The sequence below is a fragment of the Sphingomonas naphthae genome, from assembly GCF_028607085.1.
In the GTDB taxonomy this organism is placed as follows: Bacteria; Pseudomonadota; Alphaproteobacteria; order Sphingomonadales; family Sphingomonadaceae; genus Sphingomonas_Q; species Sphingomonas_Q naphthae.
In genome coordinates this window covers 1,705,824-1,720,327 of the sequence record NZ_CP117411.1, presented here as the reverse complement: position 1 = coordinate 1,720,327, position 14,504 = coordinate 1,705,824, and the positions used below count along the sequence as shown (strand labels likewise).

At 66.8% G+C, this 14,504-nt stretch carries 13 protein-coding genes; 9 read left to right on the top strand and 4 right to left on the bottom strand.

Translation table 11 applies throughout. The features are described from left to right. Positions 1-74: 74 nt before the first annotated feature. The gene (locus tag PQ455_RS08150; protein WP_273690787.1) at positions 75-1,139 is read right to left on the bottom strand and encodes an AraC family transcriptional regulator; all 1,065 of its coding nucleotides are present in this window, start codon (positions 1,137-1,139) and stop codon (positions 75-77) included. Positions 1,140-1,301: 162 nt separating this feature from the next. Here PQ455_RS08150 and PQ455_RS08145 point away from each other — a divergent pair, with 162 nt between their 5' ends. The 8 genes from PQ455_RS08145 to uvrC all read left to right on the top strand — a co-directional run bounded on the left by PQ455_RS08145 (position 1,302) and on the right by uvrC (position 11,068). Further along, positions 1,302-1,838, top strand: a complete 537-nt coding sequence (locus PQ455_RS08145; protein ID WP_273690784.1) for a nuclear transport factor 2 family protein — start codon at positions 1,302-1,304, stop codon at positions 1,836-1,838. A gap of 10 nt (positions 1,839-1,848) precedes the next feature. Then, positions 1,849-3,696: a flavin-containing monooxygenase gene (locus PQ455_RS08140; RefSeq protein ID WP_273690782.1), complete on the top strand. Its 1,848-nt coding sequence runs from the start codon at positions 1,849-1,851 to the stop codon at positions 3,694-3,696. Between the two features lie 4 nt (positions 3,697-3,700). Further along, positions 3,701-4,570, top strand: coding sequence for an SDR family NAD(P)-dependent oxidoreductase (locus PQ455_RS08135; protein WP_273690781.1), 870 nt, complete (start codon positions 3,701-3,703; stop codon positions 4,568-4,570). 2 nt (positions 4,571-4,572) lie between these two features. Continuing rightward, the gene (locus PQ455_RS08130; protein WP_273690780.1) at positions 4,573-5,124 is read left to right on the top strand and encodes a nuclear transport factor 2 family protein; all 552 of its coding nucleotides are present in this window, start codon (positions 4,573-4,575) and stop codon (positions 5,122-5,124) included. A gap of 3 nt (positions 5,125-5,127) precedes the next feature. Next, positions 5,128-5,982, top strand: coding sequence for an SDR family NAD(P)-dependent oxidoreductase (locus PQ455_RS08125; protein ID WP_273690779.1), 855 nt, complete (start codon positions 5,128-5,130; stop codon positions 5,980-5,982). 17 nt (positions 5,983-5,999) lie between these two features. Then, positions 6,000-6,932, top strand: a complete 933-nt coding sequence (locus PQ455_RS08120) for an SDR family NAD(P)-dependent oxidoreductase (RefSeq protein ID WP_273690778.1) — start codon at positions 6,000-6,002, stop codon at positions 6,930-6,932. A gap of 294 nt (positions 6,933-7,226) precedes the next feature. Next, positions 7,227-8,960, top strand: a complete 1,734-nt coding sequence (locus PQ455_RS08115; protein ID WP_273690777.1) for a thiamine pyrophosphate-binding protein — start codon at positions 7,227-7,229, stop codon at positions 8,958-8,960. 191 nt (positions 8,961-9,151) lie between these two features. Beyond that, positions 9,152-11,068, top strand: a complete 1,917-nt coding sequence (gene uvrC / locus PQ455_RS08110; RefSeq protein WP_273690775.1) for an excinuclease ABC subunit UvrC — start codon at positions 9,152-9,154, stop codon at positions 11,066-11,068. On the opposite strand, the gene PQ455_RS08105 is transcribed toward uvrC, so the two are convergent. Continuing rightward, positions 11,069-11,458, bottom strand: coding sequence for a hypothetical protein (locus PQ455_RS08105; RefSeq protein WP_273690774.1), 390 nt, complete (start codon positions 11,456-11,458; stop codon positions 11,069-11,071). Positions 11,459-11,526: 68 nt separating this feature from the next. Between PQ455_RS08105 and PQ455_RS08100 the strand changes: the two genes are divergently transcribed. Next, positions 11,527-11,709, top strand: a complete 183-nt coding sequence (locus PQ455_RS08100) for a hypothetical protein (protein WP_273690772.1) — start codon at positions 11,527-11,529, stop codon at positions 11,707-11,709. A gap of 135 nt (positions 11,710-11,844) precedes the next feature. Here PQ455_RS08100 and PQ455_RS08095 read toward each other — a convergent pair whose 3' ends face one another. Both PQ455_RS08095 and PQ455_RS08090 read right to left on the bottom strand, forming a co-directional pair. Further along, on the bottom strand, positions 11,845-12,942 hold the full coding sequence (locus tag PQ455_RS08095) for an alpha/beta fold hydrolase (RefSeq protein ID WP_273690770.1): 1,098 nt from the start codon (positions 12,940-12,942) through the stop codon (positions 11,845-11,847). Between the two features lie 42 nt (positions 12,943-12,984). Continuing rightward, positions 12,985-14,442, bottom strand: a complete 1,458-nt coding sequence (locus tag PQ455_RS08090; RefSeq protein WP_273690768.1) for a S41 family peptidase — start codon at positions 14,440-14,442, stop codon at positions 12,985-12,987. Positions 14,443-14,504 lie beyond the last annotated feature (62 nt).

Sequence of the window (14,504 nt, the reverse complement as noted above, 5' to 3'; positions counted from 1 at the left end):
GGCACGCGGTGTCGTTTGGGGAACGTCCCTCGACTGCGCTCGGGACGAACGGTGTCGAACTGGCGCTCGGTCTGTCAGGCGTTCGCCAGTTCCCGTGCCTGCGATCGCACCCGGCTGGGTGATCCGCCGAACCATGTGTGGCAGCGGCGGGTCATCACCGATTGTTCGGAGAAGCCGAGTTTTTCGGAGATGCGGCAGAAGCCCATGTCGGTCTTCTGGAGGTAATAGAGCATCAGGTCGCGGCGGACCTCGTCCTTGATCTTCTGGAAGGAACTGCCCTCGGCGGTCAGCCGGCGGTGGAGCGTCCAGGGGTTGATCGCCAGGACGGCGGCGACCCGTTCGTGGGTGCAGGCATCCGTTCCGAGCAGCTTCATGATGACGCCGCGCGCCTGCACCTCGAAGGGCGCGCGCTGCTGGGTGAATTCCGTCTCGATCCGGTCGGTGGCGACGCGCAGGCTGAGCGGGTCCGGCTCCAGAATGGGGCGGGCCATGTCGCGTTCGTAGAAGACGATGCCGTCCTCGGGCTGATCGAACAGGACGTCGCAATCGAAATGGCGGCGGTAGATGCCGATCGAGGCGTTCGGCTGATGGCGGAAATGGACACGCCGGGCGCGGGCATAGCCGCCGGTCATCTGCCCCGCCGCCAGATGACCGACGAGCATCAATTGCTCGACGAGCTGGCTCTTGTTGCCGATCCGGTCGAGCAGGATGTCGTGGCCGACGAACGTCTCCTCCTCGGCCTCGTCGCGCTCGATCCAGATGCGCGCGGCCAGGCTGTGGGCATAGGTGTGGTCGCAGACATATTCCATCGCCTCGCCGAAGGTGGCGGAGTTGCGCATCACCCGGCCGAGCGGCCCGAAGATCGCGCCGCCCTGCAACGCCGCCAGCCGCAGGCCGAAATCGGGGCAGCGCAGCGCGACGGCGGTCAGGTCGGTCAGCCGCACCATCTCGCGATAATTGGCCGCGACGCTGAATTCGTCGAGGCGATCGGCGTCCATCCCCGCCTGCGCGACAAGCTCGGCCGGGTCGCCGCCCAATTGCCGGACGAGATCGGGATAGACCCGCAGCGTGTGGGCATGGACGACATCGAACACGTCCGGCTGCGGCGCCGGCTTATCCCTTACTGCCGCCTTGCCCATGTCCCGCTCCTCCATCGCGACCCTGATCGGCCGCGCATCACATCGCCCGGAAGCCTCGCCGTTTGTCAGAATCGGTCAAGCGGCGTGGTTGGTCAGTGGGTAGGGACTCGGGGAAACAGCGCCCCGACGATGATCGGGGCCGGCATTGGGGGCGGGAGCGAGATGGACGCCGACATCGAGGGTTTGCAGGCGCTGGTGCAGCGCGACCGGATTCGCGACTGTATCGCCCGGCTGGCGAGAGGGGAGGATCGGCGCGACCCGGATCTGATCCGTAGCGCCTACTGGCCCGACGCCACGACCGATTATGGTGTCTTCGCGGGCAGCTTCGACGACTATTTCGCCTGGGTCTATCCGGGTGCGGACGCGATCACCAACACCCAGCATGTCCTCGGCCAGAGCGTGATCGAGATCGACGGTGATGCCGCGCGGGTCGAGACCCACGTCGTCTCCTACCATCGGGTCGATATGGGCGCGGGCGAGCGGGATACCTGCATCGGCGGGCGCTATCTCGACGTGCTGACCAGGCGGGACGGCCTGTGGCGCATCGCCGCGCGGACCATGCTCTACGATTGGTATCAGGATTGGGGTGACGCGATCGACTGGTCGCACGGCGTGATGGGCCTGCCCTTCAGCGCACCGCATTTCGCCGGCCGCGCGGTGGGCGACCACAGCGCCGCCTTCTTCTCCGCCGCCCGGTGAGGGAACAGCCATGACCTGCCAGCCGACCGACACGCCGCCCGCCGACAGCTTCGACATCGATGCGCTGCGCGCGCGTTACCGCCTCGAGCGCGACAAACGGGTGAATCGCGCGACGACCGATCAATATGTTCGCGCCACGGGTGATTTCGAGGAAATCTACGAGGCCGACCCCCACAGCCCGGTGGTCGCCCGCCTGCCGATCGAGGAGGATCTCGACGTCGCCATATTGGGTGGCGGCTGGACGGGGGTGCTGGCCGCCTATCACCTCGGGCAGCGGGGCGTCTCCACCTTCCGGGTGATCGATCATGCCGGCGGCTTCGGCGGCGTCTGGTACTGGAACCGCTATCCGGGCCTGTCCTGCGACAATGACGCTTATTGCTACCTGCCCCTGCTCGAAGAGACCGGCTTCATGCCGTCGAAGAAATTCGCCGACGGCTATGAGATCCGCGCCTACATGAACACCATCGCCGACCGTTTCGGGCTGGGCGAAAATGCGCTGTTCCATACGCGCGTCACCGGCCTGCGCTGGGATGACGCGATCCAGCGGTGGCACGTCACGACCGATCGCGGCGACGACATCCGCGCGCGCTTCGTCATCATGGCCAACGGGCTGCTCAACATCCCCAAGCTGCCCGGCGTGCCCGGCATCGCGGATTTCAAGGGCAAGATCTTCCACACCGGCCGTTGGGACTATGACTATACCGGCGGCACGCCCGAAGATCCGGCGCTGGAAAAGCTGGCCGACAAGAGGGTGGCGATCATCGGTACGGGTGCGACGGCCGTGCAGGCGGTGCCCTTCCTCGGCCGCCATGCCGCGCAGCTTTATGTGATCCAGCGGACACCCTCCACGGTCGACAAGCGGGTCAATCCGCCGACCGACCCGGAATGGGTCAAGACGCTGGAGCCCGGCTGGCAGAAGGCGCGGCAGGAGAATTTCCATCGCGCGGCGATGGAGCGGTTCCGGCCGGGCGAGCCCGATCTGATCTGCGACATCTGGACCGAGATCAGCCGCAACATGTCGGCCGAACTGGCGGCGGAGGGCTGGCCGGACATCGCCATCGGCGATTATTATGCCCGGCGCGAAGTTGTCGATTATCGCGTGATGGAACGGCTTCGCGCGCGGGTCGACGAACTGGTCGATGATCCGGCAACGGCCGAATCCCTGAAGCCCTGGTATCGCTTCCTGTGCAAGCGGCCGGCTTCCAACGATGCCTTCTACCCGACCTTCAACCGGCCGAACGTCACGCTGATCGACGTCGCGGCGACGCGGGGCGTCGAGCGGCTGACCGAACAGGGTTTCGTCGCCAACGGCACCGAATATCCGATCGACTGCCTGATCTTCGCCAGCGGCTTTGAAGCCAGCAGCAGCCTGGATCGCCGCTGGGGCATCGCCGAGATCGTCGGCCGCGACGGCGTGTCGCTCTACGATCATTGGCGCGACGGCTTCACCTCCCTGCACGGGATGATGACGCGCGGTTTCCCGAACATGTTCTTCACCGGCTATGTCCAGAGCGCGCTCAATTCCAGCACCACCGAACAAATGAGCCGTCACGATTACCACATCGCCTACATCATCCGGCAGGCGATGGAACGCGGCGCGGTGGCGGTCGAGCCGAGTGCCGACGAGGAGTCGGCCTGGGTGGCGCATATCCGCGAAACGGCGGTCGATGCCTCGCAATTCCTGAGCGAATGCACGCCGAGCTATTTCAACGGCGAGAATTCGGAGAAACCCAAATCCTATGCCGGTGAGCCCTATGGGCCGGGCTGGCATGCTTTCGAGGCGCTGTTGCAGGCATGGCGCGACGCAGGCGATCTCCGGGGGCTGGAATTGACCCCGCCCGCCCGTGGCGACGCGTAAGGCGATGGGCGCATTGGACGGAAAGGTCGCGGTCGTCACCGGCGCCAGCCGGGGGATCGGCAAGGGCATCGCGCTGGTGCTGGGCGAGCAGGGGGCCACCGTCTACGTCACCGGGCGGACGGTGGAGCAGGGCAGCTACCCGCTGCCCGGCACCGTCGGCGAGACCGCCGAGGAAGTCACCCGGCGCGGCGGCATGGGCATCTCGGTCGGGCTCGACCATGCCGACGATGAGGCGGTGGCCGCGCTGTTCGATCGGGTGCGGGCGGAACAGGGCCGGCTCGACATCCTCGTAAACAACGCCTTCGCGCTGCCCGAGGATCTGACCGACACATCGCCCTTCTGGGAAAAGCCGCTGTCGAACCTCCAGATGTTCGAGGTGGGCGTGCGGTCCAATTATGTCGCGGCGTGGCATGCCGCGAAGATCATGGTGCCGCGGAAATCCGGGCTGATCGTTGCGATCTCGGGCTACACCGGCGTCGCCTTCACCTACGGCACCCTGTTCGGCACGGCCAAGTCGGCGGTCGATCGCATGGCGCGCGACATGGCGATCGAGCTTCAGCCTCATCACATCGCCTCGCTCTCGTTGTGGCAGGGGCTGACCCTGACCGAGCGGGCCAGGCACAATCTCGCCAATATCCCCCACCTCAAGGACGCGCCGGCGACCACGCTGACGGACGGCAGTACGCCCGAACATCCCGGCCGGGTGATCGCCGCGCTGGCCGCCGATCCCGACGTGATGGCGCGATCGGGCGGCAGCTTCATCACCGCCGAGGTGGCGCGGGATTATGGCATCACCGATGTCGACGGGCGGACGATCCCCTCGCTGCGCGACAAGCGCGGGTCGCCGATCTGGCAGCCGATCGGCCGAGCCTGACCATGGACGAGGCCCTCGCCGCGCGGATGCAGGCCCTGCTCGATCGGCAGGACATCCTCGATTGCCTGACCCGCATGAGCCGCGCCACCGACCGCGCCGACCGCGACCTGTTCCTCTCCGCCTTCCACGCGGATGCGATCATCGCGGCGGGGCCGTTCGTCGGCAGCCCGGTAGAGCTGTTCGACTGGGCCTCGGCGTTGCAGGAACAGGCGCACAGCGCGACCTTCCACAACATCCTGAACCACCATTGCGAGATCGAGGGCGATACCGCGCATGGCGAGACCTATTATCTCTACGCCGCCGCCAACCGCGACCAGACCAACATCCTGGCGGGCGGGCGCTACCTCGACCGGTTCGAGAAAAGGGATGGGCAGTGGAAGCTGCTGGTCCGCAACAATCTGATCGAATGGTCGAGCATCGTGCCGGCGCTCGACAATCCGCTCAACGCGCTGCCCGACATCCACGCCAACGGCATCGCCGCGCGCAGCCGGGAGGACGCATCCTATCTGCGTCCCCTGCGCAACGTCCGTTCCCGCAACGTGCCGCAGGTCTAGGCGATGGCGGATGCTCTGAGAGGCAAGGTGGCGGTCGTCACCGGGGCGAGCCGCGGCATCGGCCGGGGCATCGCCCTGGCGCTCGCCGACGAGGGCGCCACCGTCTACGTCACCGGCCGCACCATCGGTGACGGAAATCCGCTGGGCGGCAGCGTCGGCGCGACGGCAGCCGAGGTGGATCGGCGCGGCGGGCAGGGGATCGCGGTCCAGGTCGATCATGGCGACGACGCGCAGATCGGTGCGTTGTTCGATCGGATACGCGCCGATCAGGTGCGGCTCGACATTCTCGTCAACAACGCCATGGCCATCCCGCCCGAGATGACGCAGCGGATCGGCTTCTGGGAAAAGCCGCTCTCCAATTGGGAGATCTTCGACATTGGCGTGCGCGCGGCATTCGTCGCAGCCTGGCATGCCGCGCGGATCATGGTGCCGCAGCGATCGGGGCTGATCGTCGCGCTGTCGGGCTATGTCGGCGTCACCTATACCTACGATACCATCTTCGGTGTCGCCAAGGCCGCGACCGACCGGATGGCGCGCGATCTGGCGATCGAGTTGAAGCCGCACGGCGTCGCCTCCCTCTCGCTGTGGCAGGGCTTTACCTACACGGAGCGGGCGCAGGATAATCTGCGCACCGTGCCGGGCATGGCATCCCAGCTGAACAGCGCAGCGGGCACGTCGGTCGAATTTCCCGGTCGCGTCATCGCGGCGCTGGCCTGCGATCCGAAGGTCATTGCGCGATCGGGCGGCACCTTCATCAATGCCGAACTGGCCGCCGACTACGGCGTCACCGACGTGGACGGGCGAACCATTCCGTCGCTGCGCGCCGAGCGGGGCGCGCCGATCTGGCAACCGGTCTGAACGAGAGGAAAAGAGGCATGGCGGAACGCAGGTTCGACGATCGCGTCGCGGTCATCACCGGGGGCGGGCGGGGGCTCGGCCGGGCCTATGCGCTGCTGCTGGCGTCGAAGGGCGCGAAGATCGTCGTCAACGATCCGGGCGTGGCGATCGCGGGGGAGGGCGCCGACACGTCGGTCGCCGCGCAACTCGTCGCCGAGATCGAGGCGGCCGGCGGCCAGGCGGTCGCCAACACCGACAGCGTCGCCACGCCGGAGGGCGGGCAGGCGATCATCCAGTCGGCGATCGACCATTATGGCCGGATCGACATCCTGATCCACAACGCCGGCAACGTGCGCTACGGATCGCTCGACACGATCAGCTACGAGGATTTCCGCGCGGTGGTGGATGTCCACCTGCTCGGCGCCTTCCATGTGGTGCGGCCGGCCTTTCCGCTGATGACCGGGGCCGGCTACGGGCGGATCATCCTCACCTCGTCGATCGGCGGCATCTACGGCACGCGCAACGTGGTGAATTACGGCATGTCGAAGGCGGCGATGATCGGCCTCAACAATGTCGTGGCGATCGAGGGCGCCGAGCATGATGTGAAGTCCAACATCATCCTGCCGGGCGCCGTGACGCGCATGGCCGACGGGCTCGACATCTCGCAATATCCGCCCATGGGGCCGGAACTGGTGGCGCCCGTCGTCGGCTGGCTGGCGCACGAAAGCTGCCCCGTGTCGGGCGAGATGTTCTCCGCGATCGGCGGGCGGGTCGCGCGGGCGCGGATCGTGGAGAATGAGGGCGTGTTCCAGCCGAGCTGGACGATCGACGAAGTGGCCGATCAGGTCGAGGCGATCCGCACCGCCGGGCCGCAATGGGCCTTTCCGGCGACCACCGGCTATATCGAGCATCTCCAGCAGAGCTTCGCCATCGCCCGCGCCGGCATCGCGGCGGCAGCGGCGGAAAGCTGACGGAATCGCCGGGGCGTTATTGCGCCCCGGCCCCGCCGAACCCCGGTTTTGTCAAAAAAGATCAAGCCGAAGTTGCTGGCCGGTCGCTATCTTACTCCTCAGTAAAAAGAACGTCGCCGGGCGTTTGGGTGGACATAGCCGGTCGACAGGAGCGGCGCCGTTCGGGGGATGATCCGATGAGTGACATTTTCCAGATGATCCACCGCGCCTCCGGCGTGTCGCTGGGCGCCGAATTCTGATCGCGATCAACAATCCTGGCGCCCCGGCGCCATCACCCCACCGGGAGGAGTGACCATGCCAGTACCCGTTTACGAGCGTATTCTTCAGCTGTTCGAGGCCGAGGGCATCAACACGCTGTTCGGCATCCCCGATCCGAACTTCGTCCACATGTTCCTCGCCGCCGAGCGTCGCGGCTGGACGGTCGTGGCGCCGCACCATGAGGCGGCCGCCGGCTTCATGGCGGAGGCCGCCTCGCGCATCACCGGCAAGCCCTCGGTCGCGATCGGCACGCTCGGGCCGGGCATCGCCAATTCGGCGCCCGCCATCCAGTGCGCGCTGGTGGAGAATTCGCCGGTCATCTACCTCAGCGGCCAGCGCGCCCGCGTGACCGAGCAGCGCGTCCGTCGCGGCCGCATCCAGTTCGTCAAGCAGATGCCTTTGTTCGAGAATTCGGTGAAATATTCCGCCTCGATCGAATATGCCGACCAGACCGACGAGATCATCCGCGAGGGCATCCGCAAGGCGCTCGGCGGCACCCCCGGCCCGGTCTACATCGAATATCCCAGCCACATCATCACCGAAGAGCTGGACCTGCCCGAGCCGCTGCCGCCGTCGCGCTACCGGCTGGTCAACCAGGGCGCCGACATCGATCGGGTCGCCGAAGCGGTCGCGCTGATCCGCGCCGCCAAGAACCCGATCCTGCTCGTCGGCCACGGCGTCCACACGACGCGCATGGGCGAGGCGGTGAAGGAGCTGGCGCTGCTGATGAACTGCCCGGTCATCCAGACCTCGGGCGGCACGTCGTACATCAAGGGCATCGAGGATCGCACCTTCCAGTACGTCTTCTCCAACGCTTCGATCGAGGCCGTCACCGAATCCGATCTATGCCTCGCGCTCGGCACCGAACTGGGCGAGCCGGTCCACTATGGCCGCTGGCGCTATTGGGTGAAGAACGAGGCGATCCGCAAGTGGATCTATGTCGAGCAGGATCCCACCGCGATCGGCGTCAACCGCCCGATCGACGTGCCGCTGGTCGGCGATCTGCGCGGCGTCGTGCCGCAGCTCGTCGCCGCGCTGAAGGATACGCCGCTCGAGCCCGCGCCCGGCCTCGCCGCCTTCATGCGCGACGGTCAGGCCGAGCTTGACGATCTGGCGGTGGAATCGCGCACCAAGAGCGACGGGCATGGCAATCTGCCGATCCACCCGTCGCGCTTCGTGGTCGAGGCGAGCGAGGCCTTCCCCAAGGACGGCATCCTGATCCGCGACGGCGGCGCCACCGTGGTCTATCAGTGGACCTATTCGCAGTCGAAGCCGCACGACGTGATCTGGAACCAGAATTTCGGACACATCGGCACGGGGCTTCCCTATGCGACCGGCGCGATGCTGGCGGACAAGGCGGCGACGGGCAAGTCGCGGCCGGGCATGCTCATCACCAGCGATTCCTCCTTCATGTTCCACATCGCCGAGCTGGAGACGGCGGCGCGCTGCAACCTGCCGCTCGTGTGCGTCGTCGGCGTCGACAATCAGTGGGGCCTCGAAGTCGGCGTCTACAAGCGCACCTTCGGCCAGGGCACCGAGGAAACCGGCGTCCACTGGAGCAAGGACGTCCGCTTCGACAAGGTCGCCGAGGGTTTCGGCTGCCACGGCGAATATGTGACGAAGGTGGAGGACATCAAACCCGCCATCGAACGCGCCTATGCCAGCGGCAAGGTTGGCGTTGTCCACGTCGTGATCGATCCGAAGGCCAATTCGGAAGAGATGCCGAAATACCCCGAATTCCGCACCTGGTACGCCGAAGGCACCCAGTAAGCGGACGCAAACCGCACCCGTGCCGCCCATGAGGGGGCGGGCGGGTGCTATGCCGCAAGACGACAGGCGAGGGCGGCCGCCGTTCGCAACCGGCGCGTATCGGCACGGATCGCCGGATTTATCCCCGCTCTCGCCCGTCCGCCGATATCACCACGGGTGATTTTCCCGCTTACCCGCACTAGATCGCGGGGGTGAGCAAGACGACCGACCGTTTCAACGAAGAAAACGCCACCTATACCGTGCGCGGTTCCGACGCGCCCGATCTGGAGGCGGGGGTCGCCGCGATCCGCAACGTGCTGGCGACCCTGCCGGCACGGCCCGGCGTGTACCGGATGCTCGATGCCAAGGGCGACGCGCTCTACGTCGGCAAGGCGCGAGCGCTGAAGGCGCGGGTGACGAACTATACGCAGGTCACCCGACTGCCACGCCGGCTCCAGCGGATGGTGAGCCAGACGCGCGGCATGACGATCGTGACGACCAATACCGAGGCCGAGGCGCTGCTGCTCGAGGCGCAGCTCATCAAGCGCTTCCGCCCGCCCTACAACGTCCTGCTGCGCGACGATAAGAGCTTTCCCTTCATCCTGCTGCGCGAGGATCATGCCTTCCCGCGTGCGCAGCTCCATCGCGGCGCGCGGCGGGCCAAGGGGCAATATTACGGGCCGTTCGCGGGGGCCGGCGCCGTCCGCAAGACGCTGACGGCGCTCCAGAAACTGTTCCTGCTGCGATCCTGCACCGACAGTTTCTTCGCCAATCGATCGCGGCCGTGCCTGCTCTATCAGATCAAGCGCTGCTCCGCGCCGTGCGTCGACCGGATCGACGCGGCGGCCTATGGCGATCTGGTGGCCGACGCCAAGGCGTTCCTCCAGGGCAAGTCCACACAGGTCCAGCGCCGGCTGGGCGAGCAGATGAGCGCGGCGGCCGAGGCGATGGACTTCGAGCTGGCCGCCGTGCTGCGCGATCGGCTGAAGGCGCTCACCTACATCCAGGGCAGCCAGGCGATCAACGCCGAGGGCGTGGGCGATGCCGACGTGTTCGCCATGGCGTGCAAGTCGGGCTCGATGTGCATCCAGGCCTTCTTCATTCGGGGCGGGCAGAATTGGGGCCACCGCAGCTTCTTCCCCCAGCACACCGCCGACGTGCCCGAGGTGGAGGTGCTGACCAGCTTCCTCATGCAATTCTACGAGGAGGTGCCGCCCGCGAAGCTGATCCTGCTCGATCGCACGCTGGACGAGGAAGGGCTCGTCGCCGAGGCGCTGGCCGAGAAGGCGGGGCGCAAGGTGGAGTTGCGCGTGCCGCAGCGAGGCGACCAGCGCCGCCTGCTGGCGCAGGCGACACGTAACGCCGTCGAGGCGCTCGACCGGCGGTTGGCCGAATCCACCACGCAGGGCAAGCTCTTGCAGGAGGTGGCCGACCTGTTCGAGCTGGACGCGGTGCCGAACCGCATCGAGGTCTATGACAACAGCCACATCATGGGCACCAACATGGTCGGCGCGATGATCGTCGCCGGGCCGGAGGGCTATCGCAAGAGCGCCTATCGTAAGTTCAACATCAAGGGCGCCAACGTCGCCCCCGGCGACGATTTCGCGATGATGCGCGAGGTGCTGGAACGCCGCTTCACCCGGCTGGAGGCCGAAGACCCCGATCGCGCCAGCGGCGAATGGCCTGATCTCCTGCTGATCGACGGCGGCAAGGGGCAGGTCTCGGCCGTCTACAAGGTGATGGAGGAACTGGGCGTCCACGATGTGCCGATCGTCGGCATCTCCAAGGGGCCGGACCGCAACGCCGGGCGCGAGCATTTCCATCTGCCCGACGGCCGCGAATCCATGCTCCCGCTCAACTCGCCCGTATTGTTCTTCCTCCAGCGCCTGCGCGACGAGGCCCACCGCTTTGCCATCGGCACCCACCGGGCGAAGCGCGCGAAGGCCTTCACCGCCAGCCCGCTCGACGACGTCCCCGGCATCGGCCCCGCGCGCAAGAAGGCGTTGCTGATGCACTTCGGCACCGCCAAGGCGGTGCGCGGCGCCGCGCTGGAGGATCTGGCCAAGGTGCCCGGCGTCTCCGCCGCGATGGCGCGCGCCGTCTACGATCATTTTCACCCGGGCGGATGATCAGCGCGGCGGCGTGGCTTTCCGCTCCGGCGCCAGCGCGTCGGCGGTGGTCAGGTCGGCGAGGTGCTGGTCGATCCGCACCGGCAGGCTGCTGGCGGCATCTTTCCCCCAAGCCTTGAGGCTGACGCAGCGGCCGCTGTGATTGCCGCACTGCCGGATCTCGCCCGTCTGCGTGTCGGACACGACGATGATATATTCGTCATCGGCCGGCGATGCGATCGCCGGATCGGCCGGCTTGCTGCCCTCGACATGGGACCACAATTTGTCGGCCGCATAGATGCCCACTCCGGCATACCGCCCCCGCGTCGGATCGGGCGCCATGCCCTGCGGTCGGTCGCATCCCGCCAGCGCCGGCGCCAATATCACGATGATCGCCGCATATCTCCGCATCGGCCTTCCCCTCCGGTCCGGTCGCAACGTAAGGCAGATGCGCCGATAAACACAAACCGGGACAGTCCATGGCCGCCGAGAAGTTCGAACGTCACCGCCAGCCGTGGCGCACCGACGAGATCCAGAAGCTCCACACGCTGGCGAAGAAGGGCATGGCGCTGAAGGCCATCGCCAAGGCGCTGACGCGGAGCGAGGAATCGGTGAAGGATCGGGCGAAGCTGGACGGGCTGAGCATCGCCAAGCTGCATTGAGCGCCCTGAGCGCCTGAAATGCCCATGTGCTCCTGCGCAGGCAGGAGCCCAGGGTCACGGAGCGCAGCGCGTGCCGCCCCTGGCCCCCCGCTTCCGGGGAGGACAGCGGACCAGCTCTAGCCTGCGCAGCCGTGCCTACCTCGGCACTTTACCCGCCAGCGGTCGCACCTGTTCCACCAATGCCACCAGCACGCGCCCGGGCTCCTCGATCATCGGCAGGTGCGCCGAATGCTCGAACCAGATCGCGCCCTTGCGCGGTGCCTTCACCCGATTGAGCCATGCCGCCGCGATGCCCGATGGCGTCGTATAATCCTGCCGCCCGAGGAACAGGAACACCGGCACGTCGAGCTTCGTCAGCGGCACGAAGCTGATATCCGCCAGCTTGGGAAACAGCACATTGATCGTGAACTTGCTCCCCTCGTCCCACGCCGTCACGTCGGCCGGCGTATATTCGGGCGAGAGGCGCGGCGCGCGGAAGTAGAAATCGGCGTTGTCGCGATAGGCCGCCAGCGCGCCATAATGGACGGACCATGTGCGCTCGGTCGTCATCTTGTCGATCGAGAAGGCGCCGGGGCCGGGGTAGGGGCGGATCGCCTCCAGTTCGGCCACCGCCTTGGCATTGCCCGCCTTGCGCGCCTGCGCCAAGGTCCAGTCGAACCCCTGCCGCTCATTCTCGCGGAAATCGATGATCTGGCCGACGCCGATATAGGCGTGGAGCAGATCGGGGCGCTTCGCCGCCACCGAGAGCCCGACGATCGACCCCCAGCTATGCCCCATCAGGAACACGCGCCGCTGGCCGTATTTCCGCCGCAGCAGCTCGATCAGTTCGATCGCATCGTCGCGGTAGCGATCGACCGTGAGGGTCGGGGCGAGCGCCTTGGGGTCGTTGAGCGGGAAGGATCGCCCGGCACCGCGCTGGTCCCACTGGACGATCGTGAAATGATCCTCCCACGGTCGCTGGAACGCCCAGGCGACCGGCATCTCGACCGCGCCGGGGCCGCCATGGACGAACAGCAGGATCGGATTGGCGCGATCCGCTCCGCGCACGTTCACCACCTGCCGCGCCCCGCCGAGCGTCGCCTCGAACGTCTCCTGCACGCCGTTCGGCGTCACGATCCGCCCGATATCGGCGACGATCGCGCGGGCCGGAGCGTAGCGGTCGGCCGGCGGCCGCGCCGGCGCGGCGGCGGCGATCAGCGCAAGCGCGAAGGCGAGGAGCAGGCGACCGGGCATCGTCGGCTGTATCGGAAACGATTTCCTACATTGCAAGCAAAATCAGAACAAACCGGGAATATCGCGCTGCGCCACCGAGGGGTGATCGGGCCGCAGCGGTGTGATGTCCTCGCTCCGGGCCAGCGCGCGGGTCGAGATGCCGTCGGTGCCGCCCGTGCCGGCCGGGCAGGTGCGCAGTCCGGCGGCAAAGCTGAGCGCCGCGTTAGTCAGCGAATCCTGCGTCGATCCCAATTGCGCGGCATAGGTGTCGCCCGCCGCGCAGAAAGCGCCGACCTTGCTCGCGAGGCCGGAATAATAGGTGCCCTGGTGCTGGCCGTTCTCCGTCGCCAGCGCCACCACACGCAGCCGATCGTCGCAGGCGGGGCGGTCGAGCGCGATCTGGCCGACCGGCTTGCCATAGGTGTTCGCACCCACCAGCGCGGCCCGATTGCCGAGGAAGGGGATGAAGGCGTTGATGACCAGTTCGCTGGCCGATGCCGTTCCGCTCAGCCCGATGAAGGATATCCGCATCGGCGAGATCGATTGCGGCTGCGGCGCGAAAAAGCGCGTCTGGTTCTCGACGGACTTCTCCGGCCGAAAGGTGATGTAATTGAATACGTCGCTCGTGGACCGGTTGCCGCCGAGCAGGTCGCCCATCAATTGCGCGGTCGTAATGAGACCCCCGCCATTGTAGCGCAGATCGACGACGACGTTGGTGATGCCCGCCGCCCGGAAGCTGGCGAAGGCGGTCCGCATCTGGTCGTCGGCGGTGCGGATGAAGGTGCGCAGATTGATGTAGCCATAGCGGCCGCCGTTATAATCGATGATCTGCGAGCCGTAGCGTGACGAGACGGGGCTGATCAAGAAATTGGCCTTGCTGATCGTGTAGGCGCGGTTCGTCCCGCCCTGGGAAATCTGGAACGTGCGCGTCGTCCCGACCGTGTCGGGGCCAAGCGCATTGGTAAGCGAGCCATTATCCTCGCGCGCGATCTGGTTGATCGTGCGGATGGTCGAGGGCGTCGTCCCGATGCCGAGGATTTCCGCGCCGCGATCGATACCGGCAGCGAGCGCCGGCGCGCCCTCGAACGTTTCGGTGATGTAAACCCGCGTCTGGGTCGAATCCACGCCGATACGGAAGCCGAAACCCGCCGTATCGCCGGAGTTGTTGTAGGCATTCTCCTCGGCGATCGAGGTCAGATAGGTGAAATAGCGATCTTTGCCCTGCGCCCGCGCCGTTGCCGTGAGCGCATCGATATAATCATCGACGCTGGCATAGGCGGCCGGATCGAGGACGGACGGCAGCGTCTCCGGAAACAGATACCACTCCCGCAACTGGGCGGCGGCCCAGTCCTGTCGTTCGCGCAGCGTGCAACCCGTCGAGGCGGTCGGGGTGGGCGTGGGTGTCGGGGTGGGTGTCGTCGCGGTCGGTGTCGGCGTGGCGGTCGTGCCGCCCGATCCACCGCCGCCGCAGCCGGAAAGCAGCACGGCCAGGCACAGAACACTCGTCAACGCACGCTTCACGCAACATCCCCCCAAAGATGTCCGATGCTTAGCGCGGGTTTTTGAGGCTGTCCCGGATTCCT

Bases quoted from the DNA above. Each gene is read 5' to 3' on its own strand.
- PQ455_RS08135 (WP_273690781.1), top strand. From the start codon at position 3,701: ATGGGCGCATTGGACGGAAAGGTCGCGGTCGTCACCGGCGCCAGCCGG.
- PQ455_RS08095 (WP_273690770.1), bottom strand. From the start codon at position 12,942: ATGCCCGGTCGCCTGCTCCTCGCCTTCGCGCTTGCGCTGATCGCCGCC.
- PQ455_RS08125 (WP_273690779.1), top strand. From the start codon at position 5,128: ATGGCGGATGCTCTGAGAGGCAAGGTGGCGGTCGTCACCGGGGCGAGC.
- PQ455_RS08120 (WP_273690778.1), top strand. From the start codon at position 6,000: ATGGCGGAACGCAGGTTCGACGATCGCGTCGCGGTCATCACCGGGGGC.
- PQ455_RS08115 (WP_273690777.1), top strand. From the start codon at position 7,227: ATGCCAGTACCCGTTTACGAGCGTATTCTTCAGCTGTTCGAGGCCGAG.
- PQ455_RS08140 (WP_273690782.1), top strand. From the start codon at position 1,849: ATGACCTGCCAGCCGACCGACACGCCGCCCGCCGACAGCTTCGACATC.
- PQ455_RS08145 (WP_273690784.1), top strand. From the start codon at position 1,302: ATGGACGCCGACATCGAGGGTTTGCAGGCGCTGGTGCAGCGCGACCGG.
- PQ455_RS08100 (WP_273690772.1), top strand. From the start codon at position 11,527: ATGGCCGCCGAGAAGTTCGAACGTCACCGCCAGCCGTGGCGCACCGAC.
- PQ455_RS08105 (WP_273690774.1), bottom strand. From the start codon at position 11,458: ATGCGGAGATATGCGGCGATCATCGTGATATTGGCGCCGGCGCTGGCG.
- PQ455_RS08150 (WP_273690787.1), bottom strand. From the start codon at position 1,139: ATGGGCAAGGCGGCAGTAAGGGATAAGCCGGCGCCGCAGCCGGACGTG.
- PQ455_RS08130 (WP_273690780.1), top strand. From the start codon at position 4,573: ATGGACGAGGCCCTCGCCGCGCGGATGCAGGCCCTGCTCGATCGGCAG.